At 50.2% G+C, this 18,387-nt stretch carries 13 protein-coding genes; 2 read left to right on the top strand and 11 right to left on the bottom strand.

Annotated elements, in window-relative coordinates; genetic code table 11:
- Window position 1 precedes the first annotated feature (1 nt).
- The 5 genes from H4684_RS15730 to H4684_RS15710 form a co-directional block, all read right to left on the bottom strand.
- The gene (locus H4684_RS15730; RefSeq protein ID WP_192624485.1) at window positions 2-4,180 is read right to left on the bottom strand and encodes a hypothetical protein; all 4,179 of its coding nucleotides are present in this window, start codon (window positions 4,178-4,180) and stop codon (window positions 2-4) included.
- Between the two features lies 1 nt (window position 4,181).
- Entirely contained in the window at window positions 4,182-4,721 is a 540-nt protein-coding gene (locus tag H4684_RS15725) for an ATP-binding protein (RefSeq protein ID WP_192624484.1), read from the bottom strand.
- Window positions 4,708-5,412, bottom strand: coding sequence for a hypothetical protein (locus H4684_RS15720; RefSeq protein ID WP_192624483.1), 705 nt, complete (start codon window positions 5,410-5,412; stop codon window positions 4,708-4,710). The genes H4684_RS15725 and H4684_RS15720 overlap by 14 nt, the downstream gene beginning before the upstream one ends.
- Before the next feature lie 142 nt (window positions 5,413-5,554).
- A complete protein-coding gene (locus H4684_RS15715) occupies window positions 5,555-7,174 on the bottom strand; it encodes a nuclease-related domain-containing protein (RefSeq protein ID WP_192624482.1) in 1,620 nt (539 codons plus the stop codon).
- 173 nt (window positions 7,175-7,347) lie between these two features.
- A complete protein-coding gene (locus H4684_RS15710) occupies window positions 7,348-8,520 on the bottom strand; it encodes a DEAD/DEAH box helicase (protein WP_225940489.1) in 1,173 nt (390 codons plus the stop codon).
- A gap of 124 nt (window positions 8,521-8,644) precedes the next feature.
- Here H4684_RS15710 and H4684_RS15705 point away from each other — a divergent pair, with 124 nt between their 5' ends.
- Complete coding sequence (locus H4684_RS15705) at window positions 8,645-9,961, top strand: IS5 family transposase (protein ID WP_092194713.1); 1,317 nt, start codon at window positions 8,645-8,647, stop codon at window positions 9,959-9,961.
- Window positions 9,962-9,991: 30 nt separating this feature from the next.
- On the opposite strand, the gene H4684_RS15700 is transcribed toward H4684_RS15705, so the two are convergent.
- The 6 genes from H4684_RS15700 to H4684_RS15675 form a co-directional block, all read right to left on the bottom strand.
- A complete protein-coding gene (locus tag H4684_RS15700; protein ID WP_192624481.1) occupies window positions 9,992-11,812 on the bottom strand; it encodes an SNF2-related protein in 1,821 nt (606 codons plus the stop codon).
- Between the two features lies 1 nt (window position 11,813).
- Window positions 11,814-13,313 (bottom strand): EH signature domain-containing protein, encoded by a 1,500-nt coding sequence (locus H4684_RS15695; protein WP_192624480.1) that lies wholly within the window; start codon window positions 13,311-13,313, stop codon window positions 11,814-11,816.
- Window positions 13,314-13,315: 2 nt separating this feature from the next.
- Window positions 13,316-14,044: an OmpA/MotB family protein gene (locus H4684_RS15690; protein ID WP_192624479.1), complete on the bottom strand. Its 729-nt coding sequence runs from the start codon at window positions 14,042-14,044 to the stop codon at window positions 13,316-13,318.
- Window positions 14,041-16,380: an anti-phage ZorAB system protein ZorA gene (gene zorA / locus H4684_RS15685; protein ID WP_192624478.1), complete on the bottom strand. Its 2,340-nt coding sequence runs from the start codon at window positions 16,378-16,380 to the stop codon at window positions 14,041-14,043. Before zorA ends, H4684_RS15690 begins: the two co-directional genes overlap by 4 nt.
- 591 nt (window positions 16,381-16,971) lie before the next feature.
- The gene (locus H4684_RS15680; RefSeq protein WP_192624477.1) at window positions 16,972-17,229 is read right to left on the bottom strand and encodes a hypothetical protein; all 258 of its coding nucleotides are present in this window, start codon (window positions 17,227-17,229) and stop codon (window positions 16,972-16,974) included.
- Between the two features lie 77 nt (window positions 17,230-17,306).
- Window positions 17,307-18,104, bottom strand: a complete 798-nt coding sequence (locus H4684_RS15675) for a metallophosphoesterase family protein (protein WP_264080965.1) — start codon at window positions 18,102-18,104, stop codon at window positions 17,307-17,309.
- A gap of 71 nt (window positions 18,105-18,175) precedes the next feature.
- Here H4684_RS15675 and H4684_RS21030 point away from each other — a divergent pair, with 71 nt between their 5' ends.
- Window positions 18,176-18,298, top strand: a complete 123-nt coding sequence (locus H4684_RS21030) for a hypothetical protein (protein ID WP_264080964.1) — start codon at window positions 18,176-18,178, stop codon at window positions 18,296-18,298.
- Window positions 18,299-18,387 lie beyond the last annotated feature (89 nt).

Genomic DNA, 18,387 nt, shown 5'->3' with positions numbered 1-18,387 from the left:
CTTATTCCACCTTCCAAGGCTTGTCAGAAGCTTTCGTTCGATAAGGGGCCAATTCCTCCCGCACAGCGTCGGCGAATTTTCTGTTAAAATCCTCTTCGCCCGTTTTATAGAATCCAAGCAGCTTCGGCTTCAATTTATCCAGCAATTCATCAACATTCACCTTCACGGCTTCCGCCTCAGCCAGGGCCTCCGTCAGGTGCTCGCGCATGGTGGCGTCTTGCAGCGCATCGAGAGCGCTTTGCTCTGCGGGATCGCTGAGCAACCCCAGCAAAGGATTTGCGGCGGGCGTGTCGCTGACGTAATCCCGGAGCTCGGCTTCGCAGCCCCGCACATGATCCAGGTATTCCTTGGTGCCGCGATCAACCAACCCCAGGAAATGGTCCGGCTTGAGTTCCAGACGCTTGCCGGGTTTATAGCCACAGACGGCACACACCCAGCCGTGGGACAGGTCGCTCTTCACGTCATCCAGGCTTTGTTCGCAAACCTGCTGCACGCCGACCTGGGTCAACAGGTCGGTCAGTTGAGCTTCGATAAAGGCCGGGCTAAAATGGGCGCTGAGCCCTTCCACCTGTGAGAGGTCCTTCAGCACCTGATAGCTTGGGCTGCCGAGCACGGCATCACGGAGGGCTTTCAGATCATTGTGCAGGCCCGCGTGTTCACTCAGGTACTGGTTGAGATAGAGCTCGTGCAGATCCTTCCATTCGGCGGTAATACGGCTCATTTCCCCGGACGCGCCTGCGGATTTGACGTAGGACTCGATGCTGTCGAGCAGCTCTTGACATGGCTTTTCAATGGTGGAAGGGACGCCCAGCGCTTTGAGCTCACGAAGTTTGCCGGTAAGACTCGCCAGTTCGGAAATGCGATCCAGGAAATCGCGGGCTTCCCGCACGCGGTGAGCGAATTCTTCAACACAGGTGTAACGATTGGCCGCCTCGATATCGTCGTCCTCGGCAAGCCCCAGCATGTCGCGCAGGGCACCACGCACCGAGGCATAACAGGCAGCCCGGCTTTCTCTACCATCCTCGGGCAGCGCAAAGATGTCGGCCCATTCGGAAATGGGGTCGGGAACCGAGGCTCCGGGCCAAGTTTGCATTGCCTGTTCGGCCTGGCGGAACTCGTGCCGGGCACTGGTTTCCGTCTCTTTCAAGAGGTCAAGGAGGCGCTCGGCGGCTGCCGGGCTGTAACCGGTGCCTTCTTTCCAGAGGCCAAGGGCGTGAAGCGACTCGGTCAGGTCGTGCCACAGGGTTTCATCCGGACGCGTCCCGGGACGGAGTTCATCCAGCTCCTGGAGCCAGTCAACCGGGCTGCCAATGGTGCGATCATCCTGAGAGACCGTCTTGCCGTGAATGGTGAAGCCGCTGATCTCCCCGGTGCTGATGAGCAGCGTGATCAGGATATCCACCCAGGTGTCGGTCAATCCCAGATCCGTGGTTTTCAGCCGTTTGCGGGTTTCCGCGATGCTGGTTGCAGGCGGGTTTGCCTTGCGGATATTGTCCCGAATCCGCTCCTTCGCCTTTTTGAAGGCTTCCACGCTGCTGGCCGCCAGCGTTACCGAGACCTCTCCGGGCACGCTGGTGTTAAGTAGGCCAAGCGGTGCAAGGTGCTTTTCAAGATCGGCCTTGGCAGTCCCATCCCCATCGGTCACTCGGCCTTTCCATATGGCTTCGAGGATGCGTTTCCGCATCTGGTTGCTCAAATCCGCGCTAAAGGAATAGGCCTCCCGGAAATCCGGATGGAAGTGGAAAACCTTGGCTAAAGCCTTGGTCGCGACCTTTTCCAGGAGCCGCTCCAGAGAGCGTTCACTCTGCGGAATGTTCTGGTAGAGGGAGAGCAGTTCTGCGGGTTCACAGAGGATTTCCCAGGCTTGGTCCTTGGTGTTCCACTGGCGGATTTCGCCGTTCACAAAGGACTCGAGCAAAATCTCCGTGGACTTGCGGGCAGGCTGGGCCGATTTGGTTCCGGCGGGAAGGTCAATCCATTCGCCCAGCAGCTCCAGCTTGCGCCGGACGGATTGCGAAGCACCGCCCGCGTTAACCTGGGACTGGTAGTCGCCAAAGAGCTTGACCAAAGCCATGCTACGCTTGAGCTCATCGATATCCTGGGCTGGCAATGTGGCCGGTAGCCATACGAGGGTCCGTCCGTTGCCATGACGGACTGCATCCATCTCGACATCGAGCGGCGAGGCTGACGGGTAGAGCACAGCCAAGTGTAACGCCTTGGTGGCGGGCACGTCTTTAACAAAACCGATGACAGCATTATAGTTGGTCAGCGCCGTGACAGGCTCAAGCCGATAGTCTAGGGAGCGGCGAGTTCGCTGCCATTCCACATCCACCTGGGTCGAGAAGCCGTGTTGTGGCGGAATAGTGCCGCCCAGCGGACTGCCCGGGAAGCGGAGGAACAGTTCAAGATGGGAGCGGTAGGCGCTCTCAAGCTGAATATCCGGTGCGAAGCCATTCTTGACCCGCTCGACTTCAACCAACAGCTCTTCGCGTTCGCCCCCGTCACCTTCAACAGAGAGGAAAAAGCTCAGATTCTCCCCGCTGCCTTTCTGACGAAGGGGCGGAAATGTTTGGGCAATCTTTTCCAGGATTCGGGCCGTTTCCTGATCGCTTCCAGCGGGGTCACTTTCCTTGCCGGGCCATCGCAGCAAAAGCGCGTCATTCAGCTTGGAAACGGTGAGTTCTTCCTTGACCATGGAGAGGACGATCAAGGCTTTGATCAGACGCTCGCTCGCTACCTTGGCGGCAGCCTGATCGGCGTCCGACCAGCGTTTGTAGGGCACGCGGGATAGGACTTCGTCCCTGGCCGTGCTGCAGAATCGCTCGAACATCCCGTAATACTTGGCCATCTCGGGATCATCTTGGATGATCTTGTTGCGCAGATCCTCGTAGTCGAACACGTCGTCGAGCACCGCGATTCGTTTCCAGTCGCTGGTATCCTGCAGGCGTCTTTCAATGAACTCCTGGACAAATCCCAGTGCGCCACGGGATCTGCCGCCCCGATTGGTGATCGCGGTGAGGCAGTACAGCCCGAAGGGATGCATAGGATAAACGTCGGCAAAGTGTTTTGCCTCGTCGGTGATGGGTTCGCGTTCGCGGAAGTAACGCTTCAGAAAGTCGGCAAAAGCCCCCCGGAAATGAGGCTGGATTTCAGCCTTGAAGGCATCGGCGAGCTTGTGAACGCATTTGGAGTTTTCACGGAATAGCCGGTGGTTGTAAATGCGATGAAATTGCGTAACCGGGATGTTAATGGATTGGAAGCGGCCGGATTGCCCGGAAAGCTTGCCCATCAACTCTGTATCGTAATTGCGCCCGGCTTGGCGAGCGATGGCCTGAATTTCTTCCTGAACCGCGCCGAAAATCCAGAACGGTTGATCCCCGGCCAGTCCTGCCTCGGCCAGTTGTCCAAGGAATGCAGTGCCCCGGTTGAAGTGTTCGTCGCTCTGAATTAGGTGAAGATACAACTCGTCAATAAAGACTTGGACGCCCTCGTATCCGCGCTCTCTGGCAATCTCGACTAGCTTCTTGACCTTCTCCGTGACCGTAGTGCGGTCCTGGACAAGTTGAATGTTCAGAGCGGCAACAGCCTGCTCAATGATGGTCTTCTGGTATTCCTTGTCATAGGTGCGAAGCTGAACGACGGAGAGACTCCGGTTGTCACGAATCCAGTTCTCCACATCGCTGCGGGTGCCGCTGGCGGTGTGATTGAAAAAGGTATCCAGATAGGCGTCGGTGTTGGACAGAGTCGCCGTTACTGGCGGCGAGAGGTGGCGCAAGTGGTCAGTAACAGAGTTCCAGAAAGCCTGCTCGAGGGTCTCGTCAGGCACTTCAATGGCGGTAAAGTTGATCGTGAGGAATTTTCGTGGTGCGAGCGCATCCATGCCCCATTCGGGCTTGGTATCGAGGAACTGTTTGCGCAGCGTCGGTTCGGTCAGAATGGCGGATAGCCATGCCATGAAGATGGTCTTACCTGAACCGTATAGACCGGTGATGAAGAAGCCGCGACCTTGCTTACGGTGAATTCGGTCCAGGATAATTCGGGCCGACTCCTCAACCTCGGGCAGCATGACGAAGCTTTCGAAAATCCGCGTCCGGCTGGCGGAATCGTGAGTCGACTCGTTGAAGTTTTCCACCCAGCTACTGACGGGCGTGAAATCAAACATATCCTTCATGAGTGGCATATCAGGCCTCCAGTTCCACAATTGGTTGATCTCCGCGAGTCAGGGTGTACTGCCCGCAGCGGCAAAGCTGACCAGCCATTTGTCCTGTCAGCACCAGTAAAATTCTTCTTTTTCCCACGGCATCGTTGTACCAAGTGGTCATGGGGTCCATGCCGAGCGCGAAAACCAGTTCCAAGTGATCGAGGGTGGTCAGTCCCGCTGGTAATAGCTGTTCGGCTACATGGTCGTGAACCGCCTTCCGAAGTCTGTTCCCGTAGCGTTTAAGATCCGCCGTGATGGTCGTAGCATTGAATTCAAACACTTCGGCAAACATGGGATCTTTGGCCAGCAGGTCGAGAATGATGTCATTCACGCTCACATATCGGGCCTGCCCGAAATCGCCCAGCGATGCCATGTGTTCCGCAAGCCATGTTTTTCCGGAACCTTGACCGCCTATCAGGCAGCAAAGAGTCCGCCCGCCAACGTGGCTTTCGCCGACCAATCCTATAAGCTCATTGAGCGCCTTGGCCTGAACTGGAGTCGTTTTGTTATCTCCAGGCATCGACATACTCCTCCAGCGATTGATGAATCAGTTGAACTTGATCCGTGCTTCCGTGCCGGTGATATTCACAATGTCCCTTGGTTGCGAGTTTGTTGACCCCGGCAATCAGCAAAGCGCGGTTGCACATGAAGATGGGAGCTATGGTCCCTTCGTTGATGACCGTGGCTGTCGAGGGTGCCCGCCAACCGTTTTTTGATGCGTCGTGATAGAGCGCGTAGCCCAAAACGGCCTCGGTCGGGCAGGACGTGGTCACCGAGTAATTGGATTTCGAAAGCTTCAGGCGTCCTGCCTTAACGAGGATCGACCGCACTCGATCTCGAGTTGACTGAGGCATGCGCTCGTACTTACGTTCCAGGAGCTGGTCGAGGTGATAGCGAGAGAAAACGGCCTCGCCGGTATTCAGAAAGCTGTCTGTAACCAAAAGTGAAAGGGTTTCAAAAAGAATAGGGGTTGTTATGCATAGCTGGAAAAAAACCAGATCCTGAACCGCTTCATCATTGCTGCGAATCTTTCGAAACATCTTCAGGAACGAAGTGTTTTTGATCGAGTTGTTCTCGATTTCCAGGAAGCGATATTTCTTGTGTTGCCACAGTTTTTCCTTGTTAGACTCGGACTTCTGAGGCCAACGTTGGATACATGAGCCACGCACAGCTTGCGCATCATTGCTCTCCAATGCGGCGTCGAGCAGCATGAGAGTCTCTTCCAGAAGGAATCCGTATCCGATTGTTGAAAAATTTTTATTCATTGGGAAAAGTGCCTGCGATTGTATTGATACTTTAATAGTGAAATAAATCTTATTATATATTTTTAATTTGAATAGAATTTTGACTGACTTACATTTTCATGTACCCACCAGCATTCTTGACGGCCGCTCTGACCCACGCTTTCGTTTCAGGAAGGGGGCTTTGGACTCCCTTCTGAACGAACATGCTCGACGTCGCTCGAATGGACGTGACGTTGCCCGCTTTGGTCTGAGAACTCAAGGTAATAAGGGCTTTCTTCGCTTCTGATGCTGGGCCGAATAAGTCTTCATACCCCTGCCAGACCTGGCCGGTGACAATGACGTAGCCCAAGTCGACTCGTGGGAGTGTCGTGGTCAACTTTTCGTATGCGCGGACGCAGGCCCGCAAGGCGAGGGTCTTGGCCTTGTTGTCGAAGAAAAGCAGTATCACATTCTGTCCTTGATCTTCCTCAAAGACGAAAGTGATCGCCCTTGCCGAATTGTCCGACGATACCGCGTGCGTCAGTGGAAATGCTACGGCTTGAATTGGATGCTGCTCATTTGGGATAGGCTTTTCAGGGGTCTGCATGGTTTGCGTTTGCGGTGGATTGAAAATGCTGGTCACGGTGGCCTGCATGGTTTTGTAGGCACCGATCAAGAGGAGGGCGGCCAGTGCGCAAGCTGCTAATTTGAGCGCCAGGATATTCCAAAAAAAATTGGGTGTTGTCGGTTTACCTTTTGCCATGGCAACGGCTGCAAGCAGAGTGAAGGGGAATCGCTTCGGCAGAAATGGCAGCAAGGCGATTACTATTGGGGGGAGATCCTTGGTGCTTGTGGTTTGGGTAGTCGGGGGCGTGTCAGGCGTATCCGATTGAGCGCGGGCGTAGATGACGCCGCATTTTGGGCATTCGCCCGCGCTAAAGTGCAGATCATCGTTTTGTGTGCGCTCATGAAAGCATTTCGGACAGACAATGCCGCCGGTCTTGGATTGAGGGACCCTTGGGCTGGGTTGTGCAGCCGGGTTGGACAACGCTGCGGCCAGCAGGGGAATGATTTGATCTCTTGCCTGGGTCGGAAGACTCCCGCGCTGCGAGAGGATATACGGCCGTAAGAAGCGGATATTCAGCACCTCAACGCCTCTCACCAGCCCACGAATTTGCACAAATCCTCGAGAGAAGCAAAGAATAGGCATGATCGTCTGTCCGCCAAGTCTCTCCGCGCCCAGATGATCCCGGAGCGAGTAGGTCTGGCTCCAGCATTGATTCAAAAAATTCTTGAAGAATTTGCGCCCGTTTCTCAGCAGAACGTCGTTTTCCTGGGTGATGTTTCCCTTCTGGCTTTTGGTCTCCACCAGGAAGATGCCGTTGGGGCCGAGGACAACATGGTCGATGTTGAAACCGGGGAATTCGAGGTCATGGAAGACGTAGTAATCGTCTGGGAGTTCTTGCAAGGCTTCGGCGACGGCTTGTTCGGCCTTGGCACCTGTGTCGGCGTGGGAGATGCGCTTTTTGAGTTTGAGCCCGGCCTCTTCAAGCGATTTGATGGAGACGACATAGAAGAAAGCGACCCCGACACCCCAGAAAAAATGGCCACGGGTCAGCAGATAATACCCGACAGGTATCAGCAGCAGTAGCGAAAGCATGGGCAGGGCGATGCGTGAAAGCAAGTCCTGATACCGCGTGTCGCCCATGGAAAAAGCACTTTTTCCCGCTGATCCAAAGACCTGAGCCATTTCCTCCTCATCCTCCTGGTACATGAGCGCCTGAAATAAACTGCACATTTTGTTGCAGCCACTTTGATAAGCCTCAGCTGGGCGAAAGTGTCAAGAATTTTAGGATGTAAGACATCGCTTCTGTTTGTTATAAAAAATGTAACGGATTTAAGTTTGTCAGACGATTCTGGAATCTACTCAAAAATTCTCGTCATTTCCATTTCAGTTACAGCTTGTGGCGTTACAACAGCATCGCTCACCGCAATTTTATTCATAAGCAGTTTGTTCAAAAGCACGTCAAATGAAATATGCTCTGGATGATGAAGAGCTGGGATGTATATATTGACATCACGGGTTGCTCCAATTCGGTAAACTCTATCTGTAGCCTGTGCTTCTTTTGCCGGATTCCAATGCCTTTCCAGATGAATCACATTGTTAGCTCCTACTACTGTCAATCCGACGCCGGCGGCGACAGGGGACATGATGATCACATTAAAGCCTTCCTTGGCTTCGAATTTTTCAATGAGGCCTTTTCTCGTTTCAGCTCCGCTGGATGAAGAGACTGCTTTTGTGTCGCCGTTGATTATCCCTGCATCAATTCCAAATTGCTTTTGAATCCATATTTTCAGCATGGATTGGAGTTTTTTGGTTATCGCAAAGATGATGACCTTTTCATTCCTGTTTTTTATCGCTTGAATCGTATTGAACACGCAGGTTATTTTTGCGGACTCATGGGGATTTTGCACCGGATTCCCGTCACCGTTCATGAGCGCCGGGTGCAGCGATATTGCCCGAAGCTGTGCAAGAGCTGTCAGGGCTTTGCTACCCGCTTGTCCTGATTCCTTTAGCACATAAAAGTCCTTTAGGATGTTGTCGTAGGAGCTTAACTGTTTTCCCTGCATGGTCGAGGAGAGCAGGGGGTCAAATTGCCAGCCGTCTTTGTTTTCGATCATGACGCCTGTGAAAATTCGTTTTACAGGTAATCCGTCCAATTCTTCCGACTTCAGGCGCCGGAGCATGAACGGCCCAACATCATCGCGTAGTTTTTTGCCGATCTCCAAACGCACTTGGTCTTGTTCATCCTCAGATGCCTGGTTTATGGGAGTAATGTACGAGTCTCGGAATGTGGCCCAAGTGCCGAGCAGTCCGGGTTGGGCAGTATCCATGAGGCACCAGAAGTCTGTGAGACTGTTTTCGACAGGCGTGCCTGTGGCCAAAAGTTTGAAATCGGCTTTGAGCGCCTTGGCGGCCCGAGTTTGTAGAGTGTTCGGGTTTTTGATGTTCTGAGCTTCGTCAAAAGCCACAATACCCCAATCAATGCGAGATAAGGAAAATTGATAGTCGCGCAAAGTCTGGTAAGTAGTCAGCCCTGAAAATATGACAATATGCTGAAATTAATTGAAATTTAATCGGAGATAATGTATTTCAAATAACCAGTGATGCAGTGAAAATGCATTTTTTCTGGTCGAAATCACTCCGAGGTTACCAACGATGCAGCCCAAAAAATCGGACCGTCAGCGCAGCTTCCTCTGCCCAGACCTGATCGATCAACTCGATCCTCGACACCACCTTCTGGGATTGGCCAAGGCCATCCCATGGCAGGTTTTTGAGGACAGCTTTCGTCCGCTTTATGCCGCATCCGGTCGCCCAGCCAAACCCGTCCGTTTGATGGTTGGGCTTCTCATCCTCAAACAGCTTGAAAACCTGAGCGATGAGCGCGTCGTCGATATCTGGGTCCAGAATCCGTATTTCCAGGCCTTCTGCGGCCAGCAACGCTTCACCTGGAAGCTGCCGTGTGATCCGTCCGAGTTGACCTATTTTCGACGTCGGATCGGGGAAGACGGTGTGCGCAAAATTTTTGAAGTCTCCGTGAACCTCCATGGCGACAAGGCCAAGGAAGAGGAAGTTGTCGTGGACTCCACCGTCCAGGAAAAGAACATCACCTTTCCCACGGACACCAAGCTGCTGACCAAGATCGTGACGCGGTGCCACATCATGGCCAAACTGGAAGACGTCAAACTCCGGCGCAGCTACCAGCGCGAGGTCAAGAAGCTGCTGCGGATCATTCGTTTCAAGTCAAAAGGCCGCAAACAGGGGGAGGCCCAACGGGCGGTCCGGCGTTTGCGCACGATTGCCGGTGTCCTGATCCGCGATATGAGACGGAAGCTTTCCCCGGAAGCGCTTGAGATTCACCGGCAGTCTCTTGACCTCTACGACCGTGTTCAGCGCCAGCAGCGTTCCGACACGGGCAAAATTTACAGCCTCCATGAGCCAGATGTTTCCTGCATCAGCAAAGGCAAGGCCCACAAAAAATATGAGTTCGGCGCCAAGGCATCCGTGACCGTGACCAAGATCAGCGGCATCATCGTTGGCGCACTGTCCTTCCCGGACAACCCCTTCGACGGTCATACTCTCCCCGCAGTGCTGAGCCAGGTCGAGAGTATCGTCGGCAAAAGGCCGACCATGGCGATCTGCGACCGTGGCTACCGAGGCAAGCGCAGGATCGGAGAAACTCGCATCGAAATTCCAGAATCAGGCAAGGGTCCCAAGACTGAGCATGAGAAGCGCCAAGCTCGGGCACGCTTTCGCCGCAGAGCCGCCATCGAGCCAATCATCGGCCATCTCAAGAACGATCACAGGATGCTTCGAAACTACCTCAAAGGCCGGATTGGCGATTCCGTGAACCTGTTCATGGCCTGTGCAGCCTTCAACTTCCGGAAGTTCATCCGGATACTGTATTTTTTGTGCCTCAAATTGCTTGGGCACGTTTTTCGACCAGATGTTCGGTCGGTACAGGCTTGTGCTTGACGGACCGTTTTTAGAGTTTTTCAGGATCGACTAAGTACACAGGACGAGCCTTCCAGGCATATCCAGGCGGTGAAGCCCGAAATCCTTTCCCGCTTTCAAAGCAAACCGTATGGCATCCTCGCTGAGCACTTCACATTGATCAAAGGATTGCAGGGTTTCTCGCTTCGCCCCATCCACTTTGAATTTGCCTAAGTCCCTGGCACCCAAAAGAACAACCTGGTCTCTGAATGGACTGACATGGAAGGATTTCTCGACCTCGGCTTCCCAGGTTTCAATCAGGGAGAGGGGCGCGACGATGAGAGTCGGCTTGACTGTCTTGCCGGTTTCTTTCTGCCACTGTCCGTACTGGGCAATAGTCATCAGGGTCATGAATGTTTTGCCCAAGCCCATGTCATCGGCAAGCAGCGCTCCCTGGATACGGTCATTGCCTTGGGGGTGTTGCGATGCTTTCGCAAGGCCTAAGGCCCAGCGGACGCCATGTTCTTGATAAGAAAACGGTGTGCGAGGCGAAACGGAGAGATCCAATTCTTCTGAATGCCACGAATTTTGAGCCATAGACAGAACATCGCAAGCAGTAAGTTGTTCGACTTCAATGGTGGCACGTTCTGTCTCTGCCTCAGGCTCGCCGGGAACAACTGTCTCCACATCCTCAGGGCAGGCGAAACCTTCATCGAAAATTTCTTGCAGGACACGTTCAATCTCAGGTGCATCGGAAATGTCGATATTCCGGCCATCAAAGAAGATTATATCCGCACCCTGGCCTTGCGCGGTTTCGAGGGATTTGCGGAATTGTTCAAGGTCTTCGTTGGACTTGATGATGCCTTTGAGGATTTCAGGTGGAGCAACGAGATTATTCAGATTGAACCAGTCCACACCCTTCGAGTCGGTTGCACCAATGGGAATATGAACAAACTTAACCGCACCTCGAACGCGCAAAGAAAATCCGGTATCGAGATCGACAAGGGATGCATCAAGGAATGCTTGAGGTGACTTCAGGAATTCCTGGACCTGATGTTTTGGGATGGTGTGGTGTTCGATAATCTCACGAACGCCGCGTAGCCGCTGTTCATCGAGTACGACAATGGATTTGCCTATTCGAAGGGATGCGACATTCGACGCATCGCGAATTTGTCCCAGTCTTGACGCAATCTCTTGTGCAGAATGCCCGGTATTGAAGGTAGGCGCGAGTCTCAATGAGCCATCTTCGGCAACCTCGGCAGCAACTTGCACCGCGTTGGCTTTATCGATGGGGAAGTCGTTAAAATGGGCCAAGTCAATTTTTGCTCCATGCTCTTTGGCATGTTGCAGAATTTGAATGGTGGCCAGATTTACGTGCTCGGTGCGCTGGTCAGCCAGGAGGGCGGTGTGTTCTTGGACGGCCATAAAAGCGGACCATGTCGGTTCGTCGAGGAGGTAGGACTCTTCTGGAGTGATCTGAAGCATCCCACCTTTAAGCTTGAAATTTGGAATTTCCCTTCCGTCAGGTCGGGTAGGGATTATTTTGAGTGAGAATGAACTACTGAATGTTTCTCCAGAGATGGAAATCGAAAACTTTCCTTCAAAGCGTTTGTCGAGCTTGAAAAGTGCTCTAAATTCTTCACCCAATCGTATTGCGTGTTCAGTGGAAATGCTAAAACCGTTGGGCAAAGAAGAGGCTTGCCCTTGTTCAAGGAGCATTTGCAAGTGAATGAACTGGTAGAGGAGATAGTCATCTCCATCAGCTTTCTGTAGATTTTTAAAATCATCTTTTGATACAAAAAAATTCAGTCCAGAAGAGTCTGCATTTATTTGAAAAGACTTTTTACTTTTTGCATTTTTTAAAATCAAACTGATTGTTTCAAAAAATTTCATATCATGCACCATGCATTTTTTTATATAATCGATATTCGCTGTTTGTAAAAATTTCTTCTAAGTCTAAATTTTCACCAGCTGACCTTAAAAAAGAAATTGCCTTGTGCTGCCAATTAAAATTTGATGGTGAATGAATTATGCTTGTATATTTAAAATTGTTTGAAAATTTGTTAGAGCATTCAGAAACAATGGCTGTTGAAAGGTCAGAAACAGTAAATTCTCTTTTTGTATAATTAAGAATTTTAATATCCTCTGGGATTTTTGTAAAAATCCAAAGTTTGAAAGAATGGCTGCCTTCGATCATATGGCAGTTTCCAACGTGAAGATAAATCATAGATCTATTGGTATCTAAGACTCTTGCGTATGAGGGAAGCTCTTTGTATCCATAAATAGATTTAAAAAACTTATCTGCGTTGCTGCCGATAAAAAGCCTTGAATGCTTAACGAGGCCTTGCTTGATAAGGCCTTCGAGGAATTTCTTGCGTGAAGGAAACATGCGCTGAAGATCTGTGTTGCCACTGGAGACGCCGTGTTCTTCAAGCGCTTGCAAGAAGAGTTTGAGATCTACCTTTGAAAGCCATCCGCAGACTTTTGAAATTTGTTTTTGTGTGAGAAATGCCCACCATTTCTGGTATTTTGGACTAGATTTCGGAACGCGCGGATCTCCCGCGATTGAGAGAAGAACATTTTGCCAAGAGTCTGAAATATCTTCTTCTGGAGAACGATCGATAATGATGCTGAGAACTTTATGTCCAATAAGCAGATTGTCTTTGTAGGAAGCTTCGAAAACGTCGCGTTTGATGACTTCATCGAGTACGCTATGATGTGTGCCGACAGGTATTTTTCCAAGCGTATCGATATAGTACAGCATGCGGCAAATAGTCTGAAATCTTCCTGACTCGTAACCCTGCAAGCCTGGCTTGTTAAAAACATCATTCAATGTGTTGCCTGGCGAAATGGCCTCGACGAGTCGCGCCGGACCATCTTTCTTGAATATGACAGGGCCGTACTCATGTAGATTTTGAAACTCTGATGAACAATTGGGATTTGTGACCTTCTTCTCTAATCGGTCATTAAGAAACTTCCCAAAGAGTTTTAGGATTTCTTCTGAACCAAGTCTGTCAAAATATTCAAACCAAAGGCGTATCAAAGAGAGTAGGGCAAGATTGCTCAGTCTGCCCAGAGGCCTTTCCAGGGCACGAAGTAGATTTTGTGAGATCGGTACTTTTTTACGGAAAGAGCTGTTGTTAAGGAGGAGGTAAGTCACTGCTCGGACATGCACAGGTTTAATTATTTCTTTGTACAGTGTTTCAATGCTCTCCGAGTTGGCGATTCTGAGAAATTTTTTGACTGAGATGTCAAATAGTTCAGAGGTCGTTCCTGCTTTTTTGGATATATCAGAAAGACGTGATGAGCACTTTGAGAATTCTAAAAAGTGACTCTCTGTCCATTCCATGCATCGAAGTGCAAGCATGCTGATTTTCAAGCGTCCAAATGCCATGGCTAATCCAATATAGACAAGATATCGTCGAGTTTGGGATGGATTACAGTGAATCTGAGGTCTATTCGTCTGTTTCGCCGGTAGTCGTCTTCAGTCTCCTGAATTTCATTAACGGGTCGTGTTTCTCCGTACCCGCTGACAGAAAATAAAGGTGAACCTTGATGATTTTTGAGTTGATCAAGGCGCAATTCATTCCCTAAATTTTCATTCCAGTAATTCCAGACTGATATCGCTCGGAAGGTGGATAGCCCCCAGTTGCCAAGATTTCTTGGAGAAGGCCGTTTGTCTGTGTGGCCTTCAATAAATATCGTATCAAACAGGTCCAGTCTGTTTTCTTTTGTGATTGCTGTGTAAAGAACTCGTCCTATTTCGAGGACTGCAACTTGGTAATTTTCTTGTGGTGGTACCCGGTATTCATTGGATTCAAAAGCCAACTGATCGTCGGGTATTCGTAGCACGGTGTCATTGTCGCTCACTTCAACCATAATGCCTTTGCGCCGTAGCTCTTCTTTGATTTCAGCGAGAACTTCCTGCCGGACTTTTTCAGCCTTGGTGCGTTCCAGGATTTTTTCGTCGACCAGGGCCTTACGTTGGGAAAGCTCCAGGACAAGCACCAGTGAGGCCAAGACGAATATGATCAACAGGCCTGACATGATGTCTGAAAAAGACAACCAATAGGGATTCTCTTCGTCAATGTCTGATTGAAATTTTCGCGATCTGCCCAAGCTCATGCTTTACCTACCTTGCCCTCAATTTCATCAACAACACTCGCTAAAGCCTTGACCGCGTCGGTCATGGTCTTGGTGTATTCCGATGTCCGAGCGTTCCATTCGTTGAGACGGGTGTTGATCTGGGCTTGCGTCTGCTGGCCAAAAGCCTGCATGAGCTGTTCTACATTTTTTGAGAAGTCGGTATATTTGTCCTGTACGTCTTCAGTGATTGCGCTTTGATGTGTGCGTAGCTCGCCGACAAAATCACCAAAAAGTTTCAAAGTTCTTTTTTCAATATGCTCAAGGTAAGTGTCGAGAGACGTCGCATGTTGAGCAGATGTCTTCAGAAGTTCGGACGCAAAGAGTTCGAGATCGCTTTTGAGTTTGTCAAAACCTTCCCGGCTGGCGCTAACAGTCGCGCCCATGGTTTTTGCAGTATCGGAGATTTGTCTTTCGATATGGTCGATGGTTGCAAGGGATTTTTGAAGGTTGGTGGAGCATTCCTTGGCCAGCAAAGTCGAGTCTTTGATTACACCAGCTGTTTCTCTGGCGCTATTATCGAGGAGCGCCGCGCCGTTCTCAATCTTGCCAGCGGCGTTGTTTATATTAAGCCCAAGAGTGCCGAGGCTGACAGACGCGGTATTCAGGTTGTCTGCAGCGCCCAGAACATTTTTGCTCAAATGTTCGTGAGAAGCAGCCAGCGCGTGAATTTTGTCTGACACGGTTGAAAAGCTGGATGAAAGTCCCTTGAGCTTCTCCAATAGGCTTTCTTGGCTTTGACGCATCTCCATGACTGAATTCGAAAATTCTGTTTGGCGGCTGCTGTCTCGCTGGGCTTGTACTTCGGAAATATCGGAGACAACCTGCTTAAATCCAGAAATGTTGGCATCCATTACCGATGAAATATGAGATAACTGGCGTTCCATAGCCTGGAATCGCTGGTCGTCAATCTCCTGTGATTTCTCCGAGACTGTTTGCAACATGGATTCAATGGTGTGAACGACTTGGTTGAAACGTGCCTCTGAATTCAGTTGTTGCTCCGAATTTTTATCTATAATTTGAGCCAGCAGTGATTTCATTTCTTCGACAGAATTTGAACTGGCCTGGGATACCGCTGAGATTTGCTGTTTGAATTCATCATTAAGCGCTTTGCTGCGTTCATCAAAAGCAGACTGACTGTCTTGCATGGCTTGAGTGATATTGCTGATGGCTTGCTGTGAAGATTCCTGAGCAGCTCTGCCATGCGCTTCAAGGGCTTGCATGATAACGTTCATCTGTGCGCCCATGCCTTCAACTGCTGATTGCACTTTGTCTGCTGCGCTTTCCATCGCCTCTTGCTGTACTGCTCCAGCCTTATCAACACCACCTAGGAACTGTGAGACCAGCGTTTCGACCATTTGCCCGCTACTTGTTTGAGCACTTTGAGAAATTGAATCAACGGCAGGCTTGAGGATTTCATACATCCCTTTTTCCAGCCCTTCTCGCATGTTGTCTGAAATTGCAGCCATGCTTTGCTGAACCGCAGCCAAATTTTCATTCATCCCAATGCGAATGGATTCTGATGCCTGCATCAAGGATTGCTGCAAACGGTCGCCAATTTGTTCGGCAAGAGTTTGCATGGTTCGACTGGTTATATTGCTTGAATCGGAAATGCGGATGAGTGTTTGTTCAGTGGTGATGCGCGGATAAAGAAAGTCGATAAGATCTTGGAGTACGGCAATTTTTTTTCGAACGATCCTTTCGAGTGATTTTTCGTAAAAATTAAAAATAAGGCTCAGTAAAACGCCCCACACCGAAGTGACAAACGCTGTAGACGCGCCGCTCATCATGCTAAATATGCCACTTTTAAGTACATTGACATCAGACTCTGATGTAAGTTCCAGACTGGCTAATCCAAGTTGCAGGCCAGCAAAAGTACCAAGTACTCCTAAAGCCGTAAGAAAGGCAGGAACTGCAGCTAGTAAACGGTTGCCTGTTAGGCTACGGGCTAAGGTTCTTTCATTAAAAAAATGATCAGCATCCAATGTATTTGAGAGTTTTGTTCCATCTGAAGAATAGACGAGGGATTCGTCAAACTCCTGCCATAAGTTGCCATTGCCATGTTTCTTGGCTTTCTCGAGAATTTCTTCGCGTTTTGCAGCAAGCTCTTCCTTTTTTATTCCATCTACTAAATTCGTATAAAAAATTATTTTTGAGCGCGCTTCTAAAAATCTTTTTAAAGCGTAAAGCGCTCCAATCGCAGATATGATTGCCATTACAATAACAAAGTTAGCAGTTATTGCATGAGAATTAGTCGATAATCCAGCCAATTTGAAATTCGGAATGAGTGTGTAGAGGTCAAATTCAACAGCAGTCATTTCTTTTATCCTTATCTATAAATATAAATTAACTATATGATTATTTTTTGTTATTGGATTTGACTAATTCAGGCCTGGATTTTTGAGAATGCATACATACAAGATCAGCTTGACTTTGTTACAATCAAAAAAATGGGATAGTCCCACCCTGTTGGGAAGACCTTGTCACCAGACAGCAAAAAAAATTGATTGAAAAATACCTTGAAGAAGGTAAGCCCTACAGATTTGTATGTGTCAAGAAAGAATGGATGTCATACATCGGCGTATTTTTGGAATTTAAGAAGATGATTTTTATAGATGTCATACATGGTTACTTATGCTAATAATGATACCAGTTATTAATTTGATATTGAGTGTGTTTACTTTAACAATACACGAGAAAATGAGTGAGATTTGTAAGCATATATTGTTGCGCAAAAAAACTTCAAAGATACATCATTGAGTGATCTTTTAATCAAGAGTGTAAATAATATAGTAATCAGTTAGGCATTAAGGTGTGAGCAATGAGCTCAAATCCAGGCTATAAAAGTGATTTGAAGCGTTATATGAAAAAAACGAGAGAAGGAATATAAGCGAAAGTTGTATCTCTCTTTAATCAGAAACCGCGTTCATGGCATCCAGATCTGCAACCGCATCCTTGGTGGCGTGATAACCCTTTGCCATCAGATACTTGCGCAAGATCAGGTGCTCACCTGTAGTCACCTTGAGCTCAGGGTGAAGGCGGATACGGTCGTCTTCGATGTCCCAAGGATACTTTCGCAGTATCCGCCTGAGCGTAGCCATTTCCTCGGGATCAATCGGATTCTTTGGAGGCCTCACCTTGGAAAAGTCATAGACCATTGTGCGCATGGGTGTTCTCCTGTTATCTACGCTTGGGTTTCTTCATGAACGTTTCAAGAAGCAGGCGCCAGCTTCCTGCAAGGCATTCAGGTCGGGCGCCGTAAGACCGTTGCACCCTTCCATGCCGACGAACTCGCCTTGGTACTTTTTTTTTTCGGGTCGTATCCCATTGCAAGCACATTGCCGCCAGGAAAGGCCGAAAGCCAGAAGAGCCCATCCCTTGGCTGCAGCCATTCAATCATCATGCCCGACATCCCCACTCCGGCAACTCGGACGCCTCCATCAATCATGGCGTCATAGCGCTCGTGGTGATGGCCGTGAACGTGAATCCTGGCTTTGAGGGCGCGGGCCACATCACCCAGAATCCGATAGCCAAGTCGATGGGACTCCGGGGCTTCGTGACTCACGAGGACATCGATGCGGGTCTTGCTGGCAAGGCGGGCCATCAGCGCAAGGTCTTCAGGGAAGATGGTCGTGTGATCATGCGGGGCGAGCTTCTTGTCCTTGCGGATTAGCGCCAGGCTCTGGCGCGTATCCTGGGGGCGGACCATGGGCAGGTCATTCAAGGTCGTTTGCTGGTCAACGCCCAGGATATTGGACCGGAAGGCGCCGCCGAGTCCGGCGATTCGCAGGCCATCAATCTCCACCACGCGGCAATGCAGGTTTCTGTCAGCCATGGCGGCGTGGTGCATCAGGTATTCGGGATCGTCGCTGTCATGGTTGCCAAATATCCACCATGTCTTTTCCGCGATCTCCGGGCCGAGGATGGACGCCAGATCGTCGAGCGGTTCCTGGTCTCCCAAAAGGATGACTGCCGTGGCTGATGCTGCGGCTTCCAGCATGGGTTCGAAATCTCCGTGAGCGTCCCCGACGAAAAGGATCATGACTGGTCTCCCAGGCCGTGGCATATCCGGAAAAATCCTTCGGCTGTCCTCGCCATTCCGATCCCTTCCACGTGAATCCCCCCATCCAGGGTGGCGCTGTAGCGCTCATGGTGGTGGCCGTGGATCAGCATCCTGACGCCCATGGCGCGGGCGATGTCGCCGATAAGCTGGAAACCGAGCGGATGGCTTGTTGATCAGCACCCCTATGAAGCCAAAACGTCGGCACCCTAATGGAGCCAGTTCATCGGCACCCTTAATGGAGCCACTTGGTGTGCACCCCTAA

The sequence above is a fragment of the Desulfomicrobium macestii genome, assembly GCF_014873765.1.
Taxonomy (GTDB): domain Bacteria; phylum Desulfobacterota; class Desulfovibrionia; order Desulfovibrionales; family Desulfomicrobiaceae; genus Desulfomicrobium; species Desulfomicrobium macestii.
Note: the sequence above shows the minus strand (reverse complement) of the source record. Positions and strands in the feature narration are given on the sequence as shown.